Here is a 16358-nt window from a genome sequence, read left to right as displayed (position 1 = left end):
GGCCACCCAGATCAAGTGGGGCCTGGACTACATGAACGAGCGCTACGGCAGCCCGGTCAAGGCCTGGAACTTCTGGCAGGCCAACCACTGGTACTAAGCCCGTGGACACTCAGACGCGCGAAAGCCCCGGCGGCCGGCCTCCCCAGGTCCGGCCACCGGGGCCTTCTGCTTCCCATCCCACAGGGTCCCTGTCCGGCGCCGCCTCGTGCGCCGCACCCACCACGGCGCGGTACGCGGTACGCCGCACGCGGCACTCCGTACGCCGCGCCCGATCCACCGCACGCCACGCCTGGTACGCCGTACGACGCCGCGCCGCTACAGCCGCTACAGCCGCTACAGCCGCTACAGCCGCTACAGCCGCTGGATGATCGTCCCCGTCGCCAGCGCCCCGCCCGCGCACATCGTGATCAGCGCGAACTCCTTGTCGCGCCGCTCCAGCTCGTGCAGTGCCGTGGTGATCAGCCGGGCGCCGGTGGCCCCGACCGGGTGCCCGAGCGCGATCGATCCGCCGTTGACGTTGACCTTCTCCAGGTCCTGGTCGAAGACCTTGGCCCAGCTGAGCACCACCGAGGCGAAGGCCTCGTTGATCTCGACCAGGTCGATGTCCTTCAGCGACATGCCCGCCTTGCCCAGCACCGCCCGCGTCGCGTCGATCGGCCCGTCGAGGTGATAGTGCGGGTCGGCGCCCACCAGCGTCTGGGCGACGATCCGGGCGCGCGGCTTCAGCTTCAGCGCCCGGGCCATCTTGCGCGAGGCCCACATCACGGCGGCCGCGCCGTCCGAGATCTGGGAGGAGTTCCCGGCGGTGTGCACGGCCGTCGGCATGACCGGCTTGAGCCGGGCCAGCCCCTCCATGCTGGTGTCGCGCAGCCCCTCGTCGCGGTCGACCAGCCGCCACATCCCCTGGCCGGCCGCCTGCTCCTCCTCGGTGGTCGGCACCTGGACGGCGAAGGTCTCGCGCTTGAAGCGCTCCTCCGCCCAGGCCACGGCCGCCCGCTCCTGGGAGAGCACACCGAGCCGGTCCACGTCCTCGCGGGTCAGGCCCCGGTTGCGGGCGATGCGCTCGGCGGCCTCGAACTGGTTGGGCAGGTCGACGTTCCACTCGTCCGGGAAGGGCTTGCCCGGCCCGTGCTTGGACCCGGAGCCCAGCGGGACCCGGCTCATGGCCTCGACGCCGCAGGCGATGCCGATGTCCATGACACCGCCGGAGATCATGTTGGCCACCATGTGGTTGGCCTGCTGGGAGGAGCCGCACTGGCAGTCCACGGTGGTGGCCGCGGTCTCGTAGGGCAGGCCCATGGCCAGCCAGGCGTTGCGGGCGGGGTTCATCGACTGCTCGCCGGCGTGGGTGACCGTGCCGCCGACGATCTGCTCGACGCAGTCGGGCTGGATCGCCGTACGGGCGAGCAGCTCGCGGTAGGTCTCGCCCAGCAGGTAGGCGGGATGGAGGTTGGCGAGCGCGCCGCCGCGCTTTCCGATGGGGGTGCGTACGGCTTCGACGATGACGGGTTCCGCGGCCATGAGCTCGTCCTCTCCTGCGCATCAACACAACGTCCGCACGTCCGCGCGTGCGCACCACCGCACATCCGCGCCGCAGCGCGTACGCGCGTCCGCGCACCCGTGGCGGGCGGGCCGTCCCGGCGCCCCGCCCGAACTAGTACGCGTTCTAGTTCTCCCCGCAGTCTTATGACCTACGGGCCCGCCACGCAAGGGTCTTGCACGCTGCCCGTGGCCTTCTGCACGGATTCCACACGCAACAGTTGGCGCCGCGGCCCTTGTTACTTCTAGAACTCGTTACTACCTTCGAGCCAACTTCTGATGGGCCGTCAGACCTTGGAGTTGCCGATGCCCTGCCCCGCGCTGCCCGAAGGCTTCGACGCCACGGACCCCGACCTCCTCCAGACCCGCGTCCCCTTCCCCGAGTTCGCCCAGCTGCGGCAGTCCGCCCCGGTGTGGTGGTGCCCGCAGCGGCGCGGCGTCACCGGCTTCGACGACGAGGGCTACTGGGCCGTCACCCGGCACGCGGACGTCAAGTACGTCTCCACGCACCCGGAGCTCTTCTCCTCCACCCTCAACACGGCGATCATCCGGTTCAACGAGCACATCCAGCGCGAACAGATAGATGCCCAGCGCCTGATCATGCTGAACATGGATCCGCCGGAGCACACCCGCGTCCGCCAGATCGTGCAGCGCGGCTTCACGCCGCGCGCCATCCGAGGCCTGGAGGCGGCCCTGCGCAGCCGGGCGCACGCGATCGTCGAGGAGGCCAAGGCTGCCTCCAGGGACGGCTCGTTCGACTTCGTCACGCGGATCGCGTGCGAACTGCCGCTGCAGGCCATCGCCGAGCTGATCGGCGTACCGCAGAAGGACCGCGCGAAGATCTTCGACTGGTCCAACAAGATGATCGCGTACGACGACCCGGAGTACGCGATCACGGAGGAGGTCGGCTCCGAGGCGGCGATGGAGCTCATCGGGTACGCGATGAACCTCTCCGCCGAGCGCAAGGAATGCCCCGCCAAGGACATCGTCACGCAGCTGGTGGCGGCCGAGGGACAGGGCAACCTGGGCTCGGACGAGTTCGGCTTCTTCGTGCTGCTGCTGGCAGTCGCGGGCAACGAGACCACGCGCAACGCGATCAGCCACGGCATGCACGCCTTCCTGACCTTCCCCGAGCAGTGGGAGCTCTACAAGGCCACCCGTCCGGCGACGACGGCCGAGGAGATCGTGCGCTGGGCGACCCCGGTGGTGTCCTTCCAGCGCACCGCCACCCAGGACCTGGAACTCGGCGGCCAGAAGATCAAGAAGGGCGACCGGGTGGGGTTGTTCTACTCCTCGGCCAACCACGACCCCGAGGTGTTCACCGACCCCGACCGCTTCGACATCACCCGTGACCCGAACCCGCACCTCGGGTTCGGCGGCGGCGGCCCGCACTTCTGCCTGGGCAAGTCCCTGGCGATCATGGAGATCGACCTGATCTTCAACGCGCTCGCCGACTCCCTGCCCGACCTGCGGCTGACGGGCGACGCGCCGCGGCGGCTGCGCGCGCCCTGGCTCAACGGCATCAAGGAACTCCAGGTCAGCCACGGCTGACCGTGGGGAGCCCCCGGACCTTCACCGGCCGCGGGGACTGCCCAGGACGGCAGGGGTCGCTTCCTCCCACGCCCCCGGCCCCTGCCGTCCACCGGCACACGCGCGCGGTGTGCCGCGGGGAGCGCATGCCCGCGATGTGTCGTGGGGAGCGCACGCCCGCGGCTCGTCCCGGTGCGCGCACGCCCGCGGCTCGTCCCGGTGCGCGCACGCCCGCGGCTCGTCGCGGGAAGCCGGGTGCCCCGGGTGGCGAACCGCCTGGGGCGGGCGGATCACGACAGGACGCGACGGTCCGGGGCGGGCACCGGTGGGGCTTCGTCCCTGCGCTGCGCCGGCAGGCGTACGTCGAGACCCCGGGGCCCCGACAGGACGTACACGAGGCCGAAGCCCGCGGCCACGACCGCGGCGCCGCCGACCGCGTCGAGCACCCAGTGGTTGGCGGTCGCGACGATCGCGCACACCGTGATCAGCGGGTGCAGCACGCCGAGCAGCTTCTGCCACGCCTTCGGCGCCAGGACGACGATGACGATGCCGCACCACAGCGACCAGCCGAAGTGCAGCGAGGGCATCGCGGCGTACTGGTTGGAGATGGCGGTCATCGCGCCGTACTGCGGATTGGCCAGATCCTGCGGTCCGTGCACGGTGTCGATGAACCCGAGACCGGGCATGAGGCGCGGGGGCGCGAGCGGGTAGAGCCAGAACCCTATGAGCGCGAGCACGGTGGCCAGGCCCAGCGAGGCACGGGCCCAGCGGTAGTCGCCGGGGCGGCGCCAGTACAGGACCGCGAGGATGGCCAGCGGGATCACGAAGTGGAACGACGTGTAGTAGAAGTTGAAGAACCCCTCCAGCCAGCCGATGCCGACGACCGCGTGGTTCACGGCGTGTTCGATGTCGATGCCGAGGGCGCGCTCGATGGACAGGATCTGGCTGCCGTTGCCCTCGGCCACCGCGCGGCTGTTGGGGGCCGCCGCGCGGATGTGGGAGTAGAGGGAGTAGCCGACCCGTATCAGCAGCAGTTCCAGCAGCAGGTTGGGACGGCTGAGCACGCGCCGCCACACCGGCATCAGCGGGATCCGCGACCAGCGGGCGGCGGCGGGGCGGCCGTACGCGGTGGGGACGGGTTCGCGCCAGTGCGGCGAGCTGCGGGGCAGGAAGGGCACGGCGCAGGCGGCGGCGAGGGCCGCGAGCAGCAGCACGTTGTCGCGTACGGGCGACAGCACGGCCAGGTTCGGCAGCAGGACGTCGCTGGGCAGGGTCATGACCAGGACCACGGCCACCGGCCACACCGGCCGGTCGGCGGCGCGCCGGCCGACCTTTCCGGCCACCGCGAGCAGCACCCACAGCAGCTGGTGGCGCCAGCCGGTGGGCATGACGGCGACGGCCACGCAGCCGGTGACGGCGACCGCGAGGAGCAGCTGGCCGTCACGGGCGTAGCGGGCCGCGCGGCGCAGGCCGAGGACGGCCACGGCGGCGGCCAGGGCGACGTACAGGACGATCTCGGCGGGGCCGGACAGGCCCAGCCGCAGCAGCGCGCCGTGCAGGGACTGGTTGGCGAGGCCGTCGGGGGCCCCGCCGAGGCCGGTGCCGGCCAGGTGGTGGACCCAGTACGTCCAGGAGTCGCGCGGCATCGCCGCCCAGGCGAGCACGGTGGCGCCGGCGAAGGTGACGGCGGCCGAACGGGCGGTGGCGCGGCGGCCGGAGAGCCACATCAGCACGGCGAACAGCAGGAGCGCGGGCTGGAGCGCGGCGGCCAGGCCGGCGAGGAAGCCGGCCGGGCGCTCGCCGGGCACCCGGAAGACGGCGAGCAGCATCAGCAGGACCGGCAGGACGGCCGTCTGGCCCGGCGAGGCGCCCTCGCGGACCGGCAGCGAGACCATCATCAGCGCGACCAGGCCGGGTGCGGCCAGCAGCGCGGTGCGGCGCGGCACGGGATCGGGCAGGGCGCGGGCGGCGACCAGGCCGATGGCGGCGACGAAGAGGAGGGTGACGCAGGTCCAGGCGATCTCCAGCGACTGGTCGGCGAAGCCGAGCAGCGGCTTGATCACCAGGCCGGCGAAGGGGGTGCCGGTGAACTGGCCGGTGTCGTAGAGCGCGCCGGGCAGGCCTGGGAGGCTGAATCCGCTCAGCCAGTCACCCGGCGGCACGCGCAGTACCGCGGCGGCCTGTCTGAAGGCCAGGATGCCCGCCAGCGCCCAGAGCAGAAGGCGTACGGCTTCGAGCCTGCCACCTCCGCCTATGACACCGGCATGTCCGTGCCCACCGCTGTGCTCCGCCGCGTTCGCCACGCCCCGTCGGCCTCCCGCCCTGTCGCTCCGTTGACCGCAACCCCGACTTCGCCTGGCTGCCGCGCTGCATTACCCGGGACGACGATATCTCCCGCCGGATCTCTAGGATGTCGGGCATGAGCATCGTGAAGATCAACGCACTGACCGTTCCCGCCGAGCAGCGGGAGGTTCTGGAGCAGCGATTCGCCGCGCGGGCGGGCTCCGTGGAGGCTTCGGACGGGTTCGAGTGGTTCGAGCTGCTGCGGCCGCTGGAGGGCACGGACCAGTACCTCGTGTACACGCGGTGGCGCGACGAGGCGGCGTTCCAGGCGTGGATGGAGGGGCCCATGAAGGCGGCGCACCAGGGTGGCGGCGCGGGGTCCGGCGAGGGCCCGGGGGCGGCGGCCGGTGGGGGCGAGCGTCCGAAGCCGGCGGCCTCGGGGTCGACGCTGTGGTCGTTCGAGGTCGTGCAGCAGGCGGCTCCGAAGAAGGCCTGAGCGGGGCCGGGACGCGACGATCTGCCCGGGCGGATGAGCCCGGGCGGGTCAGCCCGGGCGGGTCAGCCCGGGCGGGTCAGCCCGGGCGGGTCAGCCCCGGAACCCGGGCGGGTCGGCCAGGGAGGTTCGGGCGGGGCGGATCAGCCCCAGAAGATGTCTTCCTCTTGGATGTCGGCGGTGCACTGGTCGATGTCGGTGATCTTGCCGCCGACGATGGTGAAGAAGAGGCCTCCGCCGATCTCGATGCCCCGGTCGCCGCGGTCGGCGCGCGTGATGTGGTGGCTCATCGCGTGCCCCCGCCCGTCCACCAGCACCGAGAGCAGCTCGACGCGCATGGTGTTCATGGTCTCCTCGGCCCAGCGGCGGTACAGGTCGAGACAGGCTTCCCGTCCCTTGTGGTGCCCGGAGAACTGGTTGCTGCCGGGGACGTGGTGGATGACGTCGGCCGTCATCATCGAGGCCAGCGTCTCCATGTCGCCCTTGCCGAAGGCCTCGTAGCCGCGGCGGATCAGGGCTCGGTCCGGATGCTCCGACATGGCCGTTCACACCCCTCACATGGTCGATTCGAACCTTTTCCTATCATCGGCCCGGGGGTGTGGATATTCCACGCGGGGCGGATCGGGGCCGCCCCAGAATGACGCCATGAGCACCGAAACGAAGACCACCCTGCAGACTGACGGGCGGCGGGCCGCGAACTGGTCGGTCGTCCCCGAACCGTTGGCCTCCCCCGCCGCCACGGCCCTGCGCCGCGCGTACTACGCGGAGATCGCCGGGCGGTACTGGAAACGCCCCGCGACGGAGGCAGAGGTCGACCACGGCCTGGCGTCGGACCCGGGGACGGAGCTGGTAACGCCGACCGGCGAGTTCGTGGTGGGCCGTCTCGACGGCACGCCGATGTCCTGCGGCGGCATACGGCTGCTCGACCCGCGCACGGCCGAGCTGACCCGGGTGTACGTCGACCCGCGCGCCCGCGGCACGGGCGGCGGCGGGGCGCTGCTGGCCGCCCTGGAGGAGGCGGCGCGGGGGCTGGGCGCCGAGCGGATACGGCTGGACACCCGGACCGACCTGGTGGAGGCGCGCGGGTTGTACGCGAAGCACGGGTACCGCGAGATACCGGCGTACAACGACGGCGAGTACGCCCAGCACTGGTTCGAGAAGAGCCTGGCGACCTCTGACGACCCGTCCGGCCCGGACCACTCCTGACCGGGCGACCGGCTGCGCGGCCGAGTGACCACCTGGCTGCGCGACCGACGGTCAGTGGGCCGCGTGGTCCCGGCGGGGCAGGGTGTCGTAGGGCTCCTCGCCGGCGGATCCGCACAGCTCCGCGTTGATCTCCGCGACCAGCTGGACGAGGTCGGTCGGCCTCTCCGGGCCCCACCAGTCGCCGAGCAGTTCGGCGAGCGACTCCTCACGGGCGGCGGACAGCCGTGCGGCGGCGGCCTTGCCGTTGTCGGTGAGGGTCAGCGCGAGGCCGTCGCGGGCGGCGTAGCCGCGCTCCTCGACCTGGCGGGAGGCATCGGTGATGACCTTGATCGGGACGGCCGCGCGCTCCGCGAGCAGGGACGGCTCGACCGATCCGTACCTGTTGATGCGCAGCAGCATCCAGCTGCTGGCGGGCAGCAGGTCGTAGCCGGCCTTCGCGGTGATCTTCTCGTAGATGTGCTTGCGGCCCTCCCGGGTGCCCAGGACGGACAGGGCGCGGGCGACCTCGTCGCGGGAGGAGCGCTCGACCGGGTTGGAGGCGAGCGTCTCCGTCACGTCGGGCGCGGTCACCGAGCCGCGCAGCTTGTCCTCCTTGAGGAACCAGGCGACGGTGAAGGCGACCAGGACGACGGGCACGGCGTAGAGGAACACGTCGGTGATGGCGACGGAGTAGGCGTCGAGCACGGTGGGGCGCAGCGAGGGCGGGAGCAGGGCGACGGCCCGCGGGTCGGCCTCCAGCTGGGCGGGGCTCGCGCCGGGCGGCAGCGGGACTCCGGCGAGGGCGGTGGTGAGCTGGTCGTCGAGGCGGTGGGTGAAGACCGTGCCGAAGATGGCGACGCCGAAGGAGGCGCCGATGGAGCGGAAGAAGGTGGCTCCGGAGGTGGCGACGCCCAGGTCGGCGTAGCTGACGGAGTTCTGGACCACGAGGACCAGGACCTGCATGACCAGGCCGAGTCCGGTACCGAAGACGAAGAAGTAGACGCTCATCTCCCAGGTGGAGCTGGTGCGGTGCAGCTGGTGCAGGAGCAGCAGGCCGAGGGCGGTGATGCCGGTGCCGGCGATGGGGAAGATCTTCCAGCGCCCGGTTCGGCTGACGATCTGGCCGGAGGCGGTGGAGGCGATCAGCATGCCGAGCACCATCGGCAGCATGTGGACGCCGGACATGGTCGGGGAGACGCCCTGGACGACCTGGAGGAAGGTCGGCAGGTAGACCATCGCGCCGAACATGGCGAAGCCCACGACGAAGCTGATCAGCGAGCAGAGGGCGAAGGTGCGGATGTGGAACAGCTTCGGCGGGAGCACGGGCTCCGCGGCCCGCCGTTCGACGAGGACGAAGACGGCGATCAGCACGGCGCCGAGCACGGCCAGGCCCACGATCCGGGCCGAGCCCCAGCCCCAGGTGCCGCCGAGGGAGGCGACGAGCACGAGGCAGGTGGCGACGCAGGCGATCAGGAAGGTGCCGAGGTAGTCGATGGTGTGCCGCTCGGAGCGCGCCGGGATGTGCAGGGCGGCGGCGATGACGACGAGGGCGACGAGACCGATGGGGAGGTTGATGTAGAAGACCCAGCGCCAGGAGAGCTGGTCCACGAAGAGTCCGCCGAGCAGCGGGCCGAGCACGCTGGTGGCCCCGAAGACGCCGCCGAACAGCCCTTGGTACCTGCCCCGTTCCCGGGGCGGGACGATGTCGCCGACGATCGCCATGGACAGCACGATCAGTCCGCCGCCGCCCAGGCCCTGGAGGGCGCGGAAGCCGATGAGCTGCGGCATGTTCTGGGCGATGCCGCACAGGGCGGAGCCGATGAGGAAGATGACGATGGCCAGCTGGAAGAGCTTCTTGCGCCCGTACTGGTCGCCGAGCTTGCCCCACAGGGGGGTGGCGGCGGTCGAGGCCAGCAGGTAGGCGGTGACCACCCAGGACAGATGCGCCATGCCGCCGAGGTCGCTGACGATCGTCGGGAGGGCGGTGGAGACGATGGTCTGGTCGAGCGCGGCGATCAGCAGGCCGAGCAGCAGGGCCCCGATCGACACGAGCACGTCGCGTGAGGCGTGCTCGGAGCGGGGGCCGTGTCCGTGGTCGACGGCCCGTGCGGACGCCTGAGCCATGTACTCCTCCTCCCGGGCAGGTGTACATCTCCTCCCACCCATCCTGAGCGGTGTGTCCGGTTATGGCCTCTCGGGCGGTTGGGGCGGTCCCCACGGGTCTGCATAATCGCTGGCAGTTGCCGGGAAGGGTGGGTTGCAGTGAGCGCTGAGCGCTGTCCGGATTGCGACGTCGAGGGTGTGCCGTGCGCGTGCGCCGGGGGCGCGCGGTTCGATTCCTTGCGCGTCCGGCCGTACGTGGGCCTGCCCGCCCAGGCGGCGGAGCACGACACGCCCGCCTACGGCATACCCGCGCCCCCGCCGGCGGGCGCCGCGGGGTATGCGGGTTCGCCCGCGGGTTCGCCCGGGACTCCGCACCGGCCGGACGAGACGTTGCTGCTGCGCCCGGTCGCGGCCGAGGACCGGTGGCGCGCCGGCGGCGCCGGCCGCGGTGGCGGCGGCAGTGGTGGCGGTGGCGGCCGACGTGGCCTGCCGCTGCTCGCCGGGGCCGGCGCGCTCGTGGCGATCGGGGCCGCGGCCGCGGCGCTGACGCTGTTCTCGGACTCCGGCGAGGCCGACCGGGCGCTGCCGGACCCGACGCCGTCCGGGCCCGCGGTGAGCGTGGAACCGGTGGGGCCCACGGCCACGCCGTCCGCCCGGAGCGGCAGCCCTTCGGCGTCGGCCTCCCGCTCGGCCTCGGCCTCGGACCGCCCGTCGCGTTCGGCGTCGCCGTCCGCCTCGGTGAGCACACCCCCGAAGTCGTCACCGCCCCCGACCGCGTCGGCGAGTGCCGCCCCACCGGCCCCGGCGCCCCCGCAGGGGCCGCCCGTCCTGCGCAGGGGCGACTCGGGCCAGGAGGTCAGGGACCTCCAGCAGCAGCTGAAGCGGCTCGACTACTTCCACGGCCGGACCGACGGCAGGTACGGCAGCTCCACGGAGGACGCCGTGGCCGATTTCCAGAGGGACTTCGACGTCACCGGGGACCCGCGCGGGGTGTACGGACCGGCGACCCGGCAGGCGCTGGAGGACTGGGGCTGGGGCTGGTGACGACCCGGACTGGCGTAGACCATCCCGCGTTTTGTATCGTGTAGGAACAAAGTGGTTCCGTCCACACTCCCTGACCGGTGGACGGAACCGCTTGTTCTCTTTCTCCCGTTGCTCTGGAGCCCCACCGATGCCGGCCACCAGCACCACCGCCCCCGTCGCCCTCACCGCCAAGGCCCTGCTCCTGGACATGGACGGCACGATCGTCAACTCGGACGCGGTGGTCGAGCGCTGCTGGCGGGACTGGGCGCAGCGGCACGGACTGGACCCGCACGAGGCGATGAAGGTCGTCCACGGCCGCCAGGGCTACGCCACCATGGCGATCCTGCTCCCGGACCGCCCGATGGAGCTGAACCACGCCGAGAACGCCGAGATGCTGGCCCGCGAGACCGCGGACACCGACGGCGTGGTTCCCGTGCCGGGCGCCCCGGCCTTCATGGCCTCCCTGGGCGGCCTGCCCCACGCCCTGGTCACCTCGGCCGACGCGGCCCTCGCCACGACCCGGATGACGGCCGCCGGCCTTCCGATGCCCGAGGTCCGGGTGACGGCCGAGTCCGTGGGGTCCAGCAAGCCGCACCCCGAGGGCTTCCTCAAGGGCGCCGCCGCGCTGGGGGTCGACCCGGCCGACTGCATCGTCTTCGAGGACTCGGCGGCGGGCATCGCCGCGGGCCACGCGGCGGGGATGCGCGTGATAGGCGTGGGCCCCCGCGCCGCCGCCCACGCCCCCACCCACCACGTCCCGGACCTCACCTCGGTCCACGCGGCGGGCGACCCCACGCACACCATCCGTCTCACCCTCCACCCCGCGACCGCCCAGTAGGGCCGTCCGGCGGCCGGGCCCGGGCTCGACCGCCCCGAGCCCGGCGTACCGCCGACGGGACGGGGCCGACGTCAGCCGGCGATCGCCTCGTACAGGGAGAACGCCGCCAGCGCCGCCATGACCGCCGCCGCGATCCTGGTGATCAGGCGGAGCGGGACGTACTTCATCAGCGTGCGGCCGCCCAGGATGCCGATGCCCGCCACCGCCCACAGCGCGAGGACCGCGCCGAGGCCGACCGAGACGGGGTCGTCGTAGCGCGCCGCGAGGTTGGCGGTCATGATCTGCGTCAGGTCACCGAACTCGGCGACCAGGATCAGCATGAAACCGGCCCCCGACACCTTCCAGAACGACTGGTCCGCCGGCGGCTCGATCTCCTCGTCCTCGTCGTTCTTCTTCATCAGCAGCATCACCGCGCCCGCCAGGAACAGCACGCCCACGACGGCCTGCACCAGCCGGTGCGGCAGCAGCGTGAGCACGCTGCCCGCCGCGATGGCGAGGGCGACGTGCACGGCGAAGGCGGCGGCGACGCCGGCGAAGACGTACGAGGCGCGGTAACGGGTGCCGAGCATCAGGCCGGCGAGCGCCGTCTTGTCCGGCAGTTCGGCCAGGAACACCACGCCGAAGGCGATCGCGAGGATGGTGAAGCTGATCACGGAGGAGGTACCTCAATCGGTCGGGCAGGACGCCACCGGGACCGAGAGACCAAAGGTGTTTCAGGGGTCGCTTCGGCTCAGCGGCGCCCTGTGTACGTACGTCGACAGGACACTGCGGCCGAAGGTCTCGCTGGCCGGCCGCTGATCGCGGTCTGCCTCCGGGCGCCGGCTGGGTGACCCAGCAGTATGTCGACGGTCCGGCGAAGAGCTACTCCCCTTCTGCTCCGTACAGAGTACGGGACGACCACCGCCGCCCGGAATGGGCCCTTGGTCCCGAGCACCCCGGTTCCGGCGACGCCACCCGCCCGGAATGTGAACTTCCTTTTGCGTAGGGCCCCTTGGGTGTCTTGATGTGACGTGCCCATGTCGCAAAGCTGTCATCTGGCGCCCATCCCCGAGACACCCGGCGCCGCCAGCATGGCCGGGCCCCGCCGGGGCCGAACGGCCACACCCCCCGCACCCAGGGAGCTCCCTCATGCCCCTCATGCCCGCTGTCTACGCGCGTCGCGCCGGTGTGCTCGCCGCCACTGCCACCCTCGCCGCCCTGACCTCCCTCGTCACCGCGCCGGCCGCCCAGGCCGCCCCGCCCACCCCGATCAGCGCCTCGGCCGCCCGCGCCTACCTGGCGACGGTCACGCCCAAGGCGGAAGGTTCCTCCAGCGGCTACAGCCGTGACCTCTTCCCGCACTGGAGCACCGTCTCCGGCAGCTGCAACACCCGCGAGACCGTCCTCAAGCGCGACGGCGTGAACGTCGTCACCGACTCCTCCTGCGCCTCCGTCAGCGGCCGCTGGTACTCCGAGTACGACGGCGCCACCTGGACCGCCGCCTCCGACCTCGACATCGACCACGTGGTCGCGCTCTCCGAGGCCTGGCGCTCGGGCGCCAGCTCCTGGACCACCGCCAAGCGCCAGCAGTTCGCCAACGACCTCACCCGCCCCCAGCTCATAGCCGTCACCGACAACGTCAACCAGGCCAAGGGCGACCTCGACCCGGCCGAGTGGATGCCGTCCCGCTCCGCCTACCGCTGCACGTACGCGCGCATGTGGGTGCACGTGAAGCAGTACTGGGGCCTGAGCATGGACGCGGCCGAGAAGAGCGCCCTCGTGAACACGCTCAGCGGCTGCTGACCGCAGGCCGACGATCTCTCCCCCGCCAGGGGGAGGCCAGGCCCGCCCTCCACGCCGTACCTTGATCCTGGGGACACCGAGGAGGGGGAGGGACATGGCCGGACTGCGCCTGGGGCCACTGCTCAGGTACGTCGACTGGGACCGGGGGGACTCGGCCACCGTGTGGGTCGAGTCCGACCGTCCGTGCACGGCCGAGGTGCGCTGTGCCGACGGTTCCGGCGGCAGCGTGCGGACGTTCCAGATAGCGGGCCACCACTACGCGCTGGTGCCGGTGACCGGCCTGACACCGGGCACCACCACCGCGTACGAGGTGCTGCTCGACGGCGTCCGGGTCTGGCCGCTGCCGGACGGGGCCTTCCCCGCCAGCACCATCAGCACCCCGGCCGTCTCCCGGAGCCGGACCGCCTCCCGGACCGCCACCGGGACGGCCCCGGGGGCGGCCGGGGCCCCCGCGGCCGCCCGGTCCGGCCCCGAGCTGCGGCTCACCTTCGGCTCGTGCCGGCAGGCCGCGCCGCCCGCCGGGCGGCGCGGTCCGCACGGCCCGGACGCCCTGGACACCCTCGCCTCCCGGCTGGCGGGCGACCCGGAGGCCGAGCGGCCCGACGTCCTGCTGCTGCTGGGCGACCAGGTGTACGCCGACCAGCTGTCCCAGGAGACCCGCCAGTGGCTGGCGGCCCGCCGGGACCTGCGGGAGCCTCCCGGGGCGCAGGTCGCGGACTACGAGGAGTACACCCGGCTCTACTACGAGTCCTGGCTCGGCCCGGAGGTCCGCTGGCTGCTGTCCACGGTGCCCAGCCTGCAGATCTTCGACGACCACGACGTGGTGGACGACTGGAACACCAGCGCCGCCTGGCTGGCGGAGATGCGGGCCACGCCGTGGTGGCAGGAACGGGTCGTCAGCGGGCTGATGTCCTACTGGGTGTACCAGCACCTGGGCAACCTCTCGCCCGCCGAGCTGGCGGCCGACAAGCTGTACGCGGCGGTGCGCGAAACCCCGGACGGCACGGACGCGCTCCGCGCGTTCGCGGCGGAGGCAGATGCCGACCCGGCCTCGGTGCGCTGGAGCTACCGGCGCGACTTCGGACGGTCCCGGCTGCTGATGGTGGACACCCGGGCGGCGCGGGTGCTCGCCGAGGACGGGCGGGCGATGCTCGACCCGGCGGAGCAGCAGTGGCTGCGGGAGAACGCGCTGGAGGGCCACGGCGGGTACGACCACCTGCTGATCGGTTCCTCGCTGCCGTGGCTGATGCCGCCCCTGATCCATGACGCGGAAGGATGGAACGCGGCGCTGTGCCGCGGCGAACGCGGGCCGCGCTGGGCGCGGATCGGGGAGGACCTGCGGCGGCGCAGTGATCTGGAGCACTGGGCGGCGTTCCCGCAGTCGTTCGCCGCGCTCAGCGACCTGATCGAGGAAGTGGGCACGGGCCCGCGCGCACCGGCGACGGTGTGCGTGCTGTCGGGAGACGTCCATCACGCGTACGTGGCCGAGCCCCGAATACCGACGACGGCCGGGGTGTTCCAGCTGACGTGCTCCCCCGTGCACAACTCCATCCACACCGCGGTGAAGCTCGGCTTCCGGCTGGGCTGGTCGACGACCGGGCGGTGGCTGGGCCGGATGCTCAGCCGCCACGGGCGCACGGGCCGCCCGCCGCTGACGTGGCGTCGTACGTCCGGGCCGTGGTTCGGCAACCAGGTCATGACCCTGGCCCTGGCGGGCCGCACGGCCCGGCTGCGCCTGGACCAGGCGCGCGGCTCCGGCGGGACGGCGCGGCTGGTGACGGTGGTCGAACGGGAGCTGGCCGGTCCGACGGGAGCGGGAACGGACTGACACGCGGGCCACCCCGGGCGAACGGCGGGGAAGGGCGCGGCGTACGCTGTATGGCTGTCAAGCCGCCCCTGCCGCTCCCCCGCGACGTCGCGGCGCTTCACTGCCGAAGCACGTCAAGAGGACTGGGGAGTCCCGTTTTGTTTGAGACTGTGGGGTCGCTGACCACGAGCCCGTGGATCTACGCCATGGTGGCCGTTTCCGTCGTCCTCGACGTCTTCCTGCCCGTGCTGCCCAGCGGGGTGCTGGTGATCGCCGCCGCGGCCGCGGCGGCGGCGGCCGGAGCGGCCGGATCACCGGCTCCGGTGCCCGAGCAGGTGCCGGACATCCTGGCGCTGCTGGTGATCGCCTCCACGGCCTCCGTGCTGGGGGATCTGGCGGCGTACCGGGTGGGCTGGCGCGGTGGCGAGCGTCTGGACCGGGCCATCTCCCGCTCCCGTCGGCTCACCCGGGCCCAGGAACGCCTCGGTACGGCGCTGGCCCGGGGCGGTGGCGCCCTCGTGGTGATCGCGCGGTTCGCTCCGGCGGGCCGGTCCGTGGTGTCGCTGGGCGCGGGCAAGACGCACCGCAAGGTGAAGGAGTTCCTGCCGTGGTCGGCCCTGGCGGGCATGGCCTGGGCGGGCTACAGCGTGGCCCTGGGCTACTTCGGGACGCAGTGGCTGGGCGCGACCTGGCTGGGTACGGCGGTCTCGGTGATCGCGCTGTTCGCGGCGGGCGCCCTGGCGGCGTACCTCGTGCGGCGCCCGGGGCCGGCGACCGCCTGAGCGCGACTCCCCCGGGCGGCCCAGCTCTCTCACCCGTTCACCCGGCCCCGATCGCCGGGCCGGGGCCGGGCTCCTAGCGTCCAGAACATGGCGTGCCACCGCGCCGTTTCCGGAGCCCGAGGAGCCGACATGCCCGCCAAACACCGCCTCGCGACCCTCGCGGCCGCCGCCAGCCTCGCCGCCGCAGTCCTGCCCGCGCTCGCCCCGACCCTCGCGTACGCCAAGGCCTCCGCCACCGTGTCGCCGACCACCGTCACCCCGGGCGGCCGGCTCAGCCTCACGCTGACCGGCTGCGGCACCAAGACCGGCCGGGCGGCTTCGACGGCGTTCGGCGAGGTCCGGCTGACCCCGGGCAACCTGCAGGCCACGAACCTGCTCGGCACCGCGACCGTCCTGCGCAACGCCGGTACCGGCACGCACAGCGTGACCTTCGAGTGCGGCGGCTCCGGCGAGCGCGTCACCGTCTCGCTCCAGGTCAACCCGGGCGCGGCGCGCGGCGGCATGGGCGGCAGCATCGGCGGGATGAGCCCCGGCCAGATCGCCGTGGGCGGCTCCCTGGTCGCGGCCGCCCTGGGCGCCGGCGCCTGGGCCATCCGCCGCCGCACCGGCCACTGACCTTCAGACCTTGGCGGCGGCTCCCCGCACCTGCAACCCGTCCAACAGCAACCGCGTCGCCTCGGCGACGGCCTCGACGGCCTCGTCGAACACTTCCCGGTTGTGCGCGGCGGGCACCCGGAACCCGGACACCTTCCGCACGTACTGAAGGGCCGCGGCGTGCATCTCCTCGTCGGTGGCCTTCTCCGGGATGGCGGGCGGACGCAACGTCTTGATACTCCGGCACATACCCCCACTATCCCCCAGGCCCGCCCCGGCCACGAGGAATCCGCTCACTCCTCGTCGCAGCGCTCCAGGACCAGGCCGACCGACCCGTCCTCCAGGCCGTTGCCGTCCTCGAGGTGCAGGTGGGCACCATCCGGGACGCCTTTGCCGGCC

15 protein-coding genes and 1 pseudogene are annotated in these 16358 nt (G+C 72.7%); 10 read left to right on the top strand and 6 right to left on the bottom strand.

Annotation, left to right across the window (positions count from 1 at the left end):
• Positions 1 to 97: pseudogene (locus tag ACIPXB_RS14450) on the top strand (lytic transglycosylase domain-containing protein); the annotation flags it as partial.
• 254 nt (positions 98 to 351) lie between these two features.
• Here the strand turns inward: ACIPXB_RS14450 and ACIPXB_RS14445 are convergent.
• Positions 352 to 1521: a steroid 3-ketoacyl-CoA thiolase gene (locus tag ACIPXB_RS14445; RefSeq protein WP_401448900.1), complete on the bottom strand. Its 1170-nt coding sequence runs from the start codon at positions 1519 to 1521 to the stop codon at positions 352 to 354.
• 324 nt (positions 1522 to 1845) lie between these two features.
• On the opposite strand from ACIPXB_RS14445, the gene ACIPXB_RS14440 reads away from it, so the two are divergent.
• Positions 1846 to 3090: a cytochrome P450 gene (locus ACIPXB_RS14440; protein WP_401448898.1), complete on the top strand. Its 1245-nt coding sequence runs from the start codon at positions 1846 to 1848 to the stop codon at positions 3088 to 3090.
• Between the two features lie 269 nt (positions 3091 to 3359).
• Here the strand turns inward: ACIPXB_RS14440 and ACIPXB_RS14435 are convergent, their stop codons facing one another.
• Entirely contained in the window at positions 3360 to 5372 is a 2013-nt protein-coding gene (locus ACIPXB_RS14435) for a bifunctional glycosyltransferase 87/phosphatase PAP2 family protein (RefSeq protein ID WP_401448895.1), read from the bottom strand.
• A 116-nt stretch (positions 5373 to 5488) separates the two neighbouring features.
• On the opposite strand from ACIPXB_RS14435, the gene ACIPXB_RS14430 reads away from it, so the two are divergent.
• Positions 5489 to 5848, top strand: a complete 360-nt coding sequence (locus ACIPXB_RS14430) for an antibiotic biosynthesis monooxygenase family protein (protein WP_401448893.1) — start codon at positions 5489 to 5491, stop codon at positions 5846 to 5848.
• A gap of 140 nt (positions 5849 to 5988) precedes the next feature.
• Here ACIPXB_RS14430 and ACIPXB_RS14425 read toward each other — a convergent pair whose 3' ends face one another.
• Complete coding sequence (locus ACIPXB_RS14425) at positions 5989 to 6384, bottom strand: nuclear transport factor 2 family protein (RefSeq protein WP_401448890.1); 396 nt, start codon at positions 6382 to 6384, stop codon at positions 5989 to 5991.
• Between the two features lie 106 nt (positions 6385 to 6490).
• Here ACIPXB_RS14425 and ACIPXB_RS14420 point away from each other — a divergent pair, with 106 nt between their 5' ends.
• The gene (locus tag ACIPXB_RS14420; protein ID WP_401448888.1) at positions 6491 to 7051 is read left to right on the top strand and encodes a GNAT family N-acetyltransferase; all 561 of its coding nucleotides are present in this window, start codon (positions 6491 to 6493) and stop codon (positions 7049 to 7051) included.
• Positions 7052 to 7102: 51 nt separating this feature from the next.
• Here the strand turns inward: ACIPXB_RS14420 and ACIPXB_RS14415 are convergent, their stop codons facing one another.
• Positions 7103 to 9154, bottom strand: coding sequence for an MDR family MFS transporter (locus ACIPXB_RS14415; protein WP_401448886.1), 2052 nt, complete (start codon positions 9152 to 9154; stop codon positions 7103 to 7105).
• Positions 9155 to 9370: 216 nt separating this feature from the next.
• Here ACIPXB_RS14415 and ACIPXB_RS14410 point away from each other — a divergent pair, with 216 nt between their 5' ends.
• Together ACIPXB_RS14410 and ACIPXB_RS14405 are read left to right on the top strand one after the other, a co-directional pair.
• The gene (locus tag ACIPXB_RS14410) at positions 9371 to 10177 is read left to right on the top strand and encodes a peptidoglycan-binding protein (protein ID WP_401448884.1); all 807 of its coding nucleotides are present in this window, start codon (positions 9371 to 9373) and stop codon (positions 10175 to 10177) included.
• 127 nt (positions 10178 to 10304) lie between these two features.
• Complete coding sequence (locus ACIPXB_RS14405; RefSeq protein WP_401448881.1) at positions 10305 to 10994, top strand: HAD-IA family hydrolase; 690 nt, start codon at positions 10305 to 10307, stop codon at positions 10992 to 10994.
• Positions 10995 to 11065: 71 nt separating this feature from the next.
• On the opposite strand, the gene ACIPXB_RS14400 is transcribed toward ACIPXB_RS14405, so the two are convergent.
• Entirely contained in the window at positions 11066 to 11647 is a 582-nt protein-coding gene (locus ACIPXB_RS14400) for a TMEM165/GDT1 family protein (RefSeq protein WP_401448878.1), read from the bottom strand.
• Between the two features lie 484 nt (positions 11648 to 12131).
• Between ACIPXB_RS14400 and ACIPXB_RS14395 the strand changes: the two genes are divergently transcribed.
• The 4 genes from ACIPXB_RS14395 (at position 12132) to ACIPXB_RS14380 (ending at position 15980) form a co-directional block, all read left to right on the top strand.
• Positions 12132 to 12776, top strand: a complete 645-nt coding sequence (locus ACIPXB_RS14395; protein WP_401448941.1) for an HNH endonuclease family protein — start codon at positions 12132 to 12134, stop codon at positions 12774 to 12776.
• A gap of 94 nt (positions 12777 to 12870) precedes the next feature.
• Entirely contained in the window at positions 12871 to 14604 is a 1734-nt protein-coding gene (locus ACIPXB_RS14390) for an alkaline phosphatase D family protein (protein WP_401448876.1), read from the top strand.
• 137 nt (positions 14605 to 14741) lie between these two features.
• Positions 14742 to 15365, top strand: a complete 624-nt coding sequence (locus tag ACIPXB_RS14385) for a DedA family protein (RefSeq protein ID WP_401448874.1) — start codon at positions 14742 to 14744, stop codon at positions 15363 to 15365.
• Between the two features lie 129 nt (positions 15366 to 15494).
• Positions 15495 to 15980: a hypothetical protein gene (locus tag ACIPXB_RS14380; RefSeq protein WP_401448871.1), complete on the top strand. Its 486-nt coding sequence runs from the start codon at positions 15495 to 15497 to the stop codon at positions 15978 to 15980.
• Between the two features lie 3 nt (positions 15981 to 15983).
• Here the strand turns inward: ACIPXB_RS14380 and ACIPXB_RS14375 are convergent, their stop codons facing one another.
• A complete protein-coding gene (locus ACIPXB_RS14375) occupies positions 15984 to 16208 on the bottom strand; it encodes a DUF2277 domain-containing protein (protein ID WP_401448868.1) in 225 nt (74 codons plus the stop codon).
• Positions 16209 to 16358 lie beyond the last annotated feature (150 nt).

Source organism: Streptomyces sp. NPDC090022 (assembly GCF_044748145.1).
GTDB lineage: Bacteria > Actinomycetota > Actinomycetes > Streptomycetales > Streptomycetaceae > Streptomyces.
Note: the sequence above shows the minus strand (reverse complement) of the source record. Positions and strands in the feature narration are given on the sequence as shown.

Bases quoted from the DNA above. Each gene is read 5' to 3' on its own strand.
- ACIPXB_RS14440 (WP_401448898.1), top strand. From the start codon at position 1,846: ATGCCCTGCCCCGCGCTGCCCGAAGGCTTCGACGCCACGGACCCCGAC.
- ACIPXB_RS14445 (WP_401448900.1), bottom strand. From the start codon at position 1,521: ATGGCCGCGGAACCCGTCATCGTCGAAGCCGTACGCACCCCCATCGGA.
- ACIPXB_RS14420 (WP_401448888.1), top strand. From the start codon at position 6,491: ATGAGCACCGAAACGAAGACCACCCTGCAGACTGACGGGCGGCGGGCC.
- ACIPXB_RS14380 (WP_401448871.1), top strand. From the start codon at position 15,495: ATGCCCGCCAAACACCGCCTCGCGACCCTCGCGGCCGCCGCCAGCCTC.
- ACIPXB_RS14375 (WP_401448868.1), bottom strand. From the start codon at position 16,208: ATGTGCCGGAGTATCAAGACGTTGCGTCCGCCCGCCATCCCGGAGAAG.
- ACIPXB_RS14430 (WP_401448893.1), top strand. From the start codon at position 5,489: ATGAGCATCGTGAAGATCAACGCACTGACCGTTCCCGCCGAGCAGCGG.
- ACIPXB_RS14415 (WP_401448886.1), bottom strand. From the start codon at position 9,154: ATGGCTCAGGCGTCCGCACGGGCCGTCGACCACGGACACGGCCCCCGC.
- ACIPXB_RS14405 (WP_401448881.1), top strand. From the start codon at position 10,305: ATGCCGGCCACCAGCACCACCGCCCCCGTCGCCCTCACCGCCAAGGCC.
- ACIPXB_RS14390 (WP_401448876.1), top strand. From the start codon at position 12,871: ATGGCCGGACTGCGCCTGGGGCCACTGCTCAGGTACGTCGACTGGGAC.
- ACIPXB_RS14395 (WP_401448941.1), top strand. From the start codon at position 12,132: ATGCCCGCTGTCTACGCGCGTCGCGCCGGTGTGCTCGCCGCCACTGCC.
- ACIPXB_RS14425 (WP_401448890.1), bottom strand. From the start codon at position 6,384: ATGTCGGAGCATCCGGACCGAGCCCTGATCCGCCGCGGCTACGAGGCC.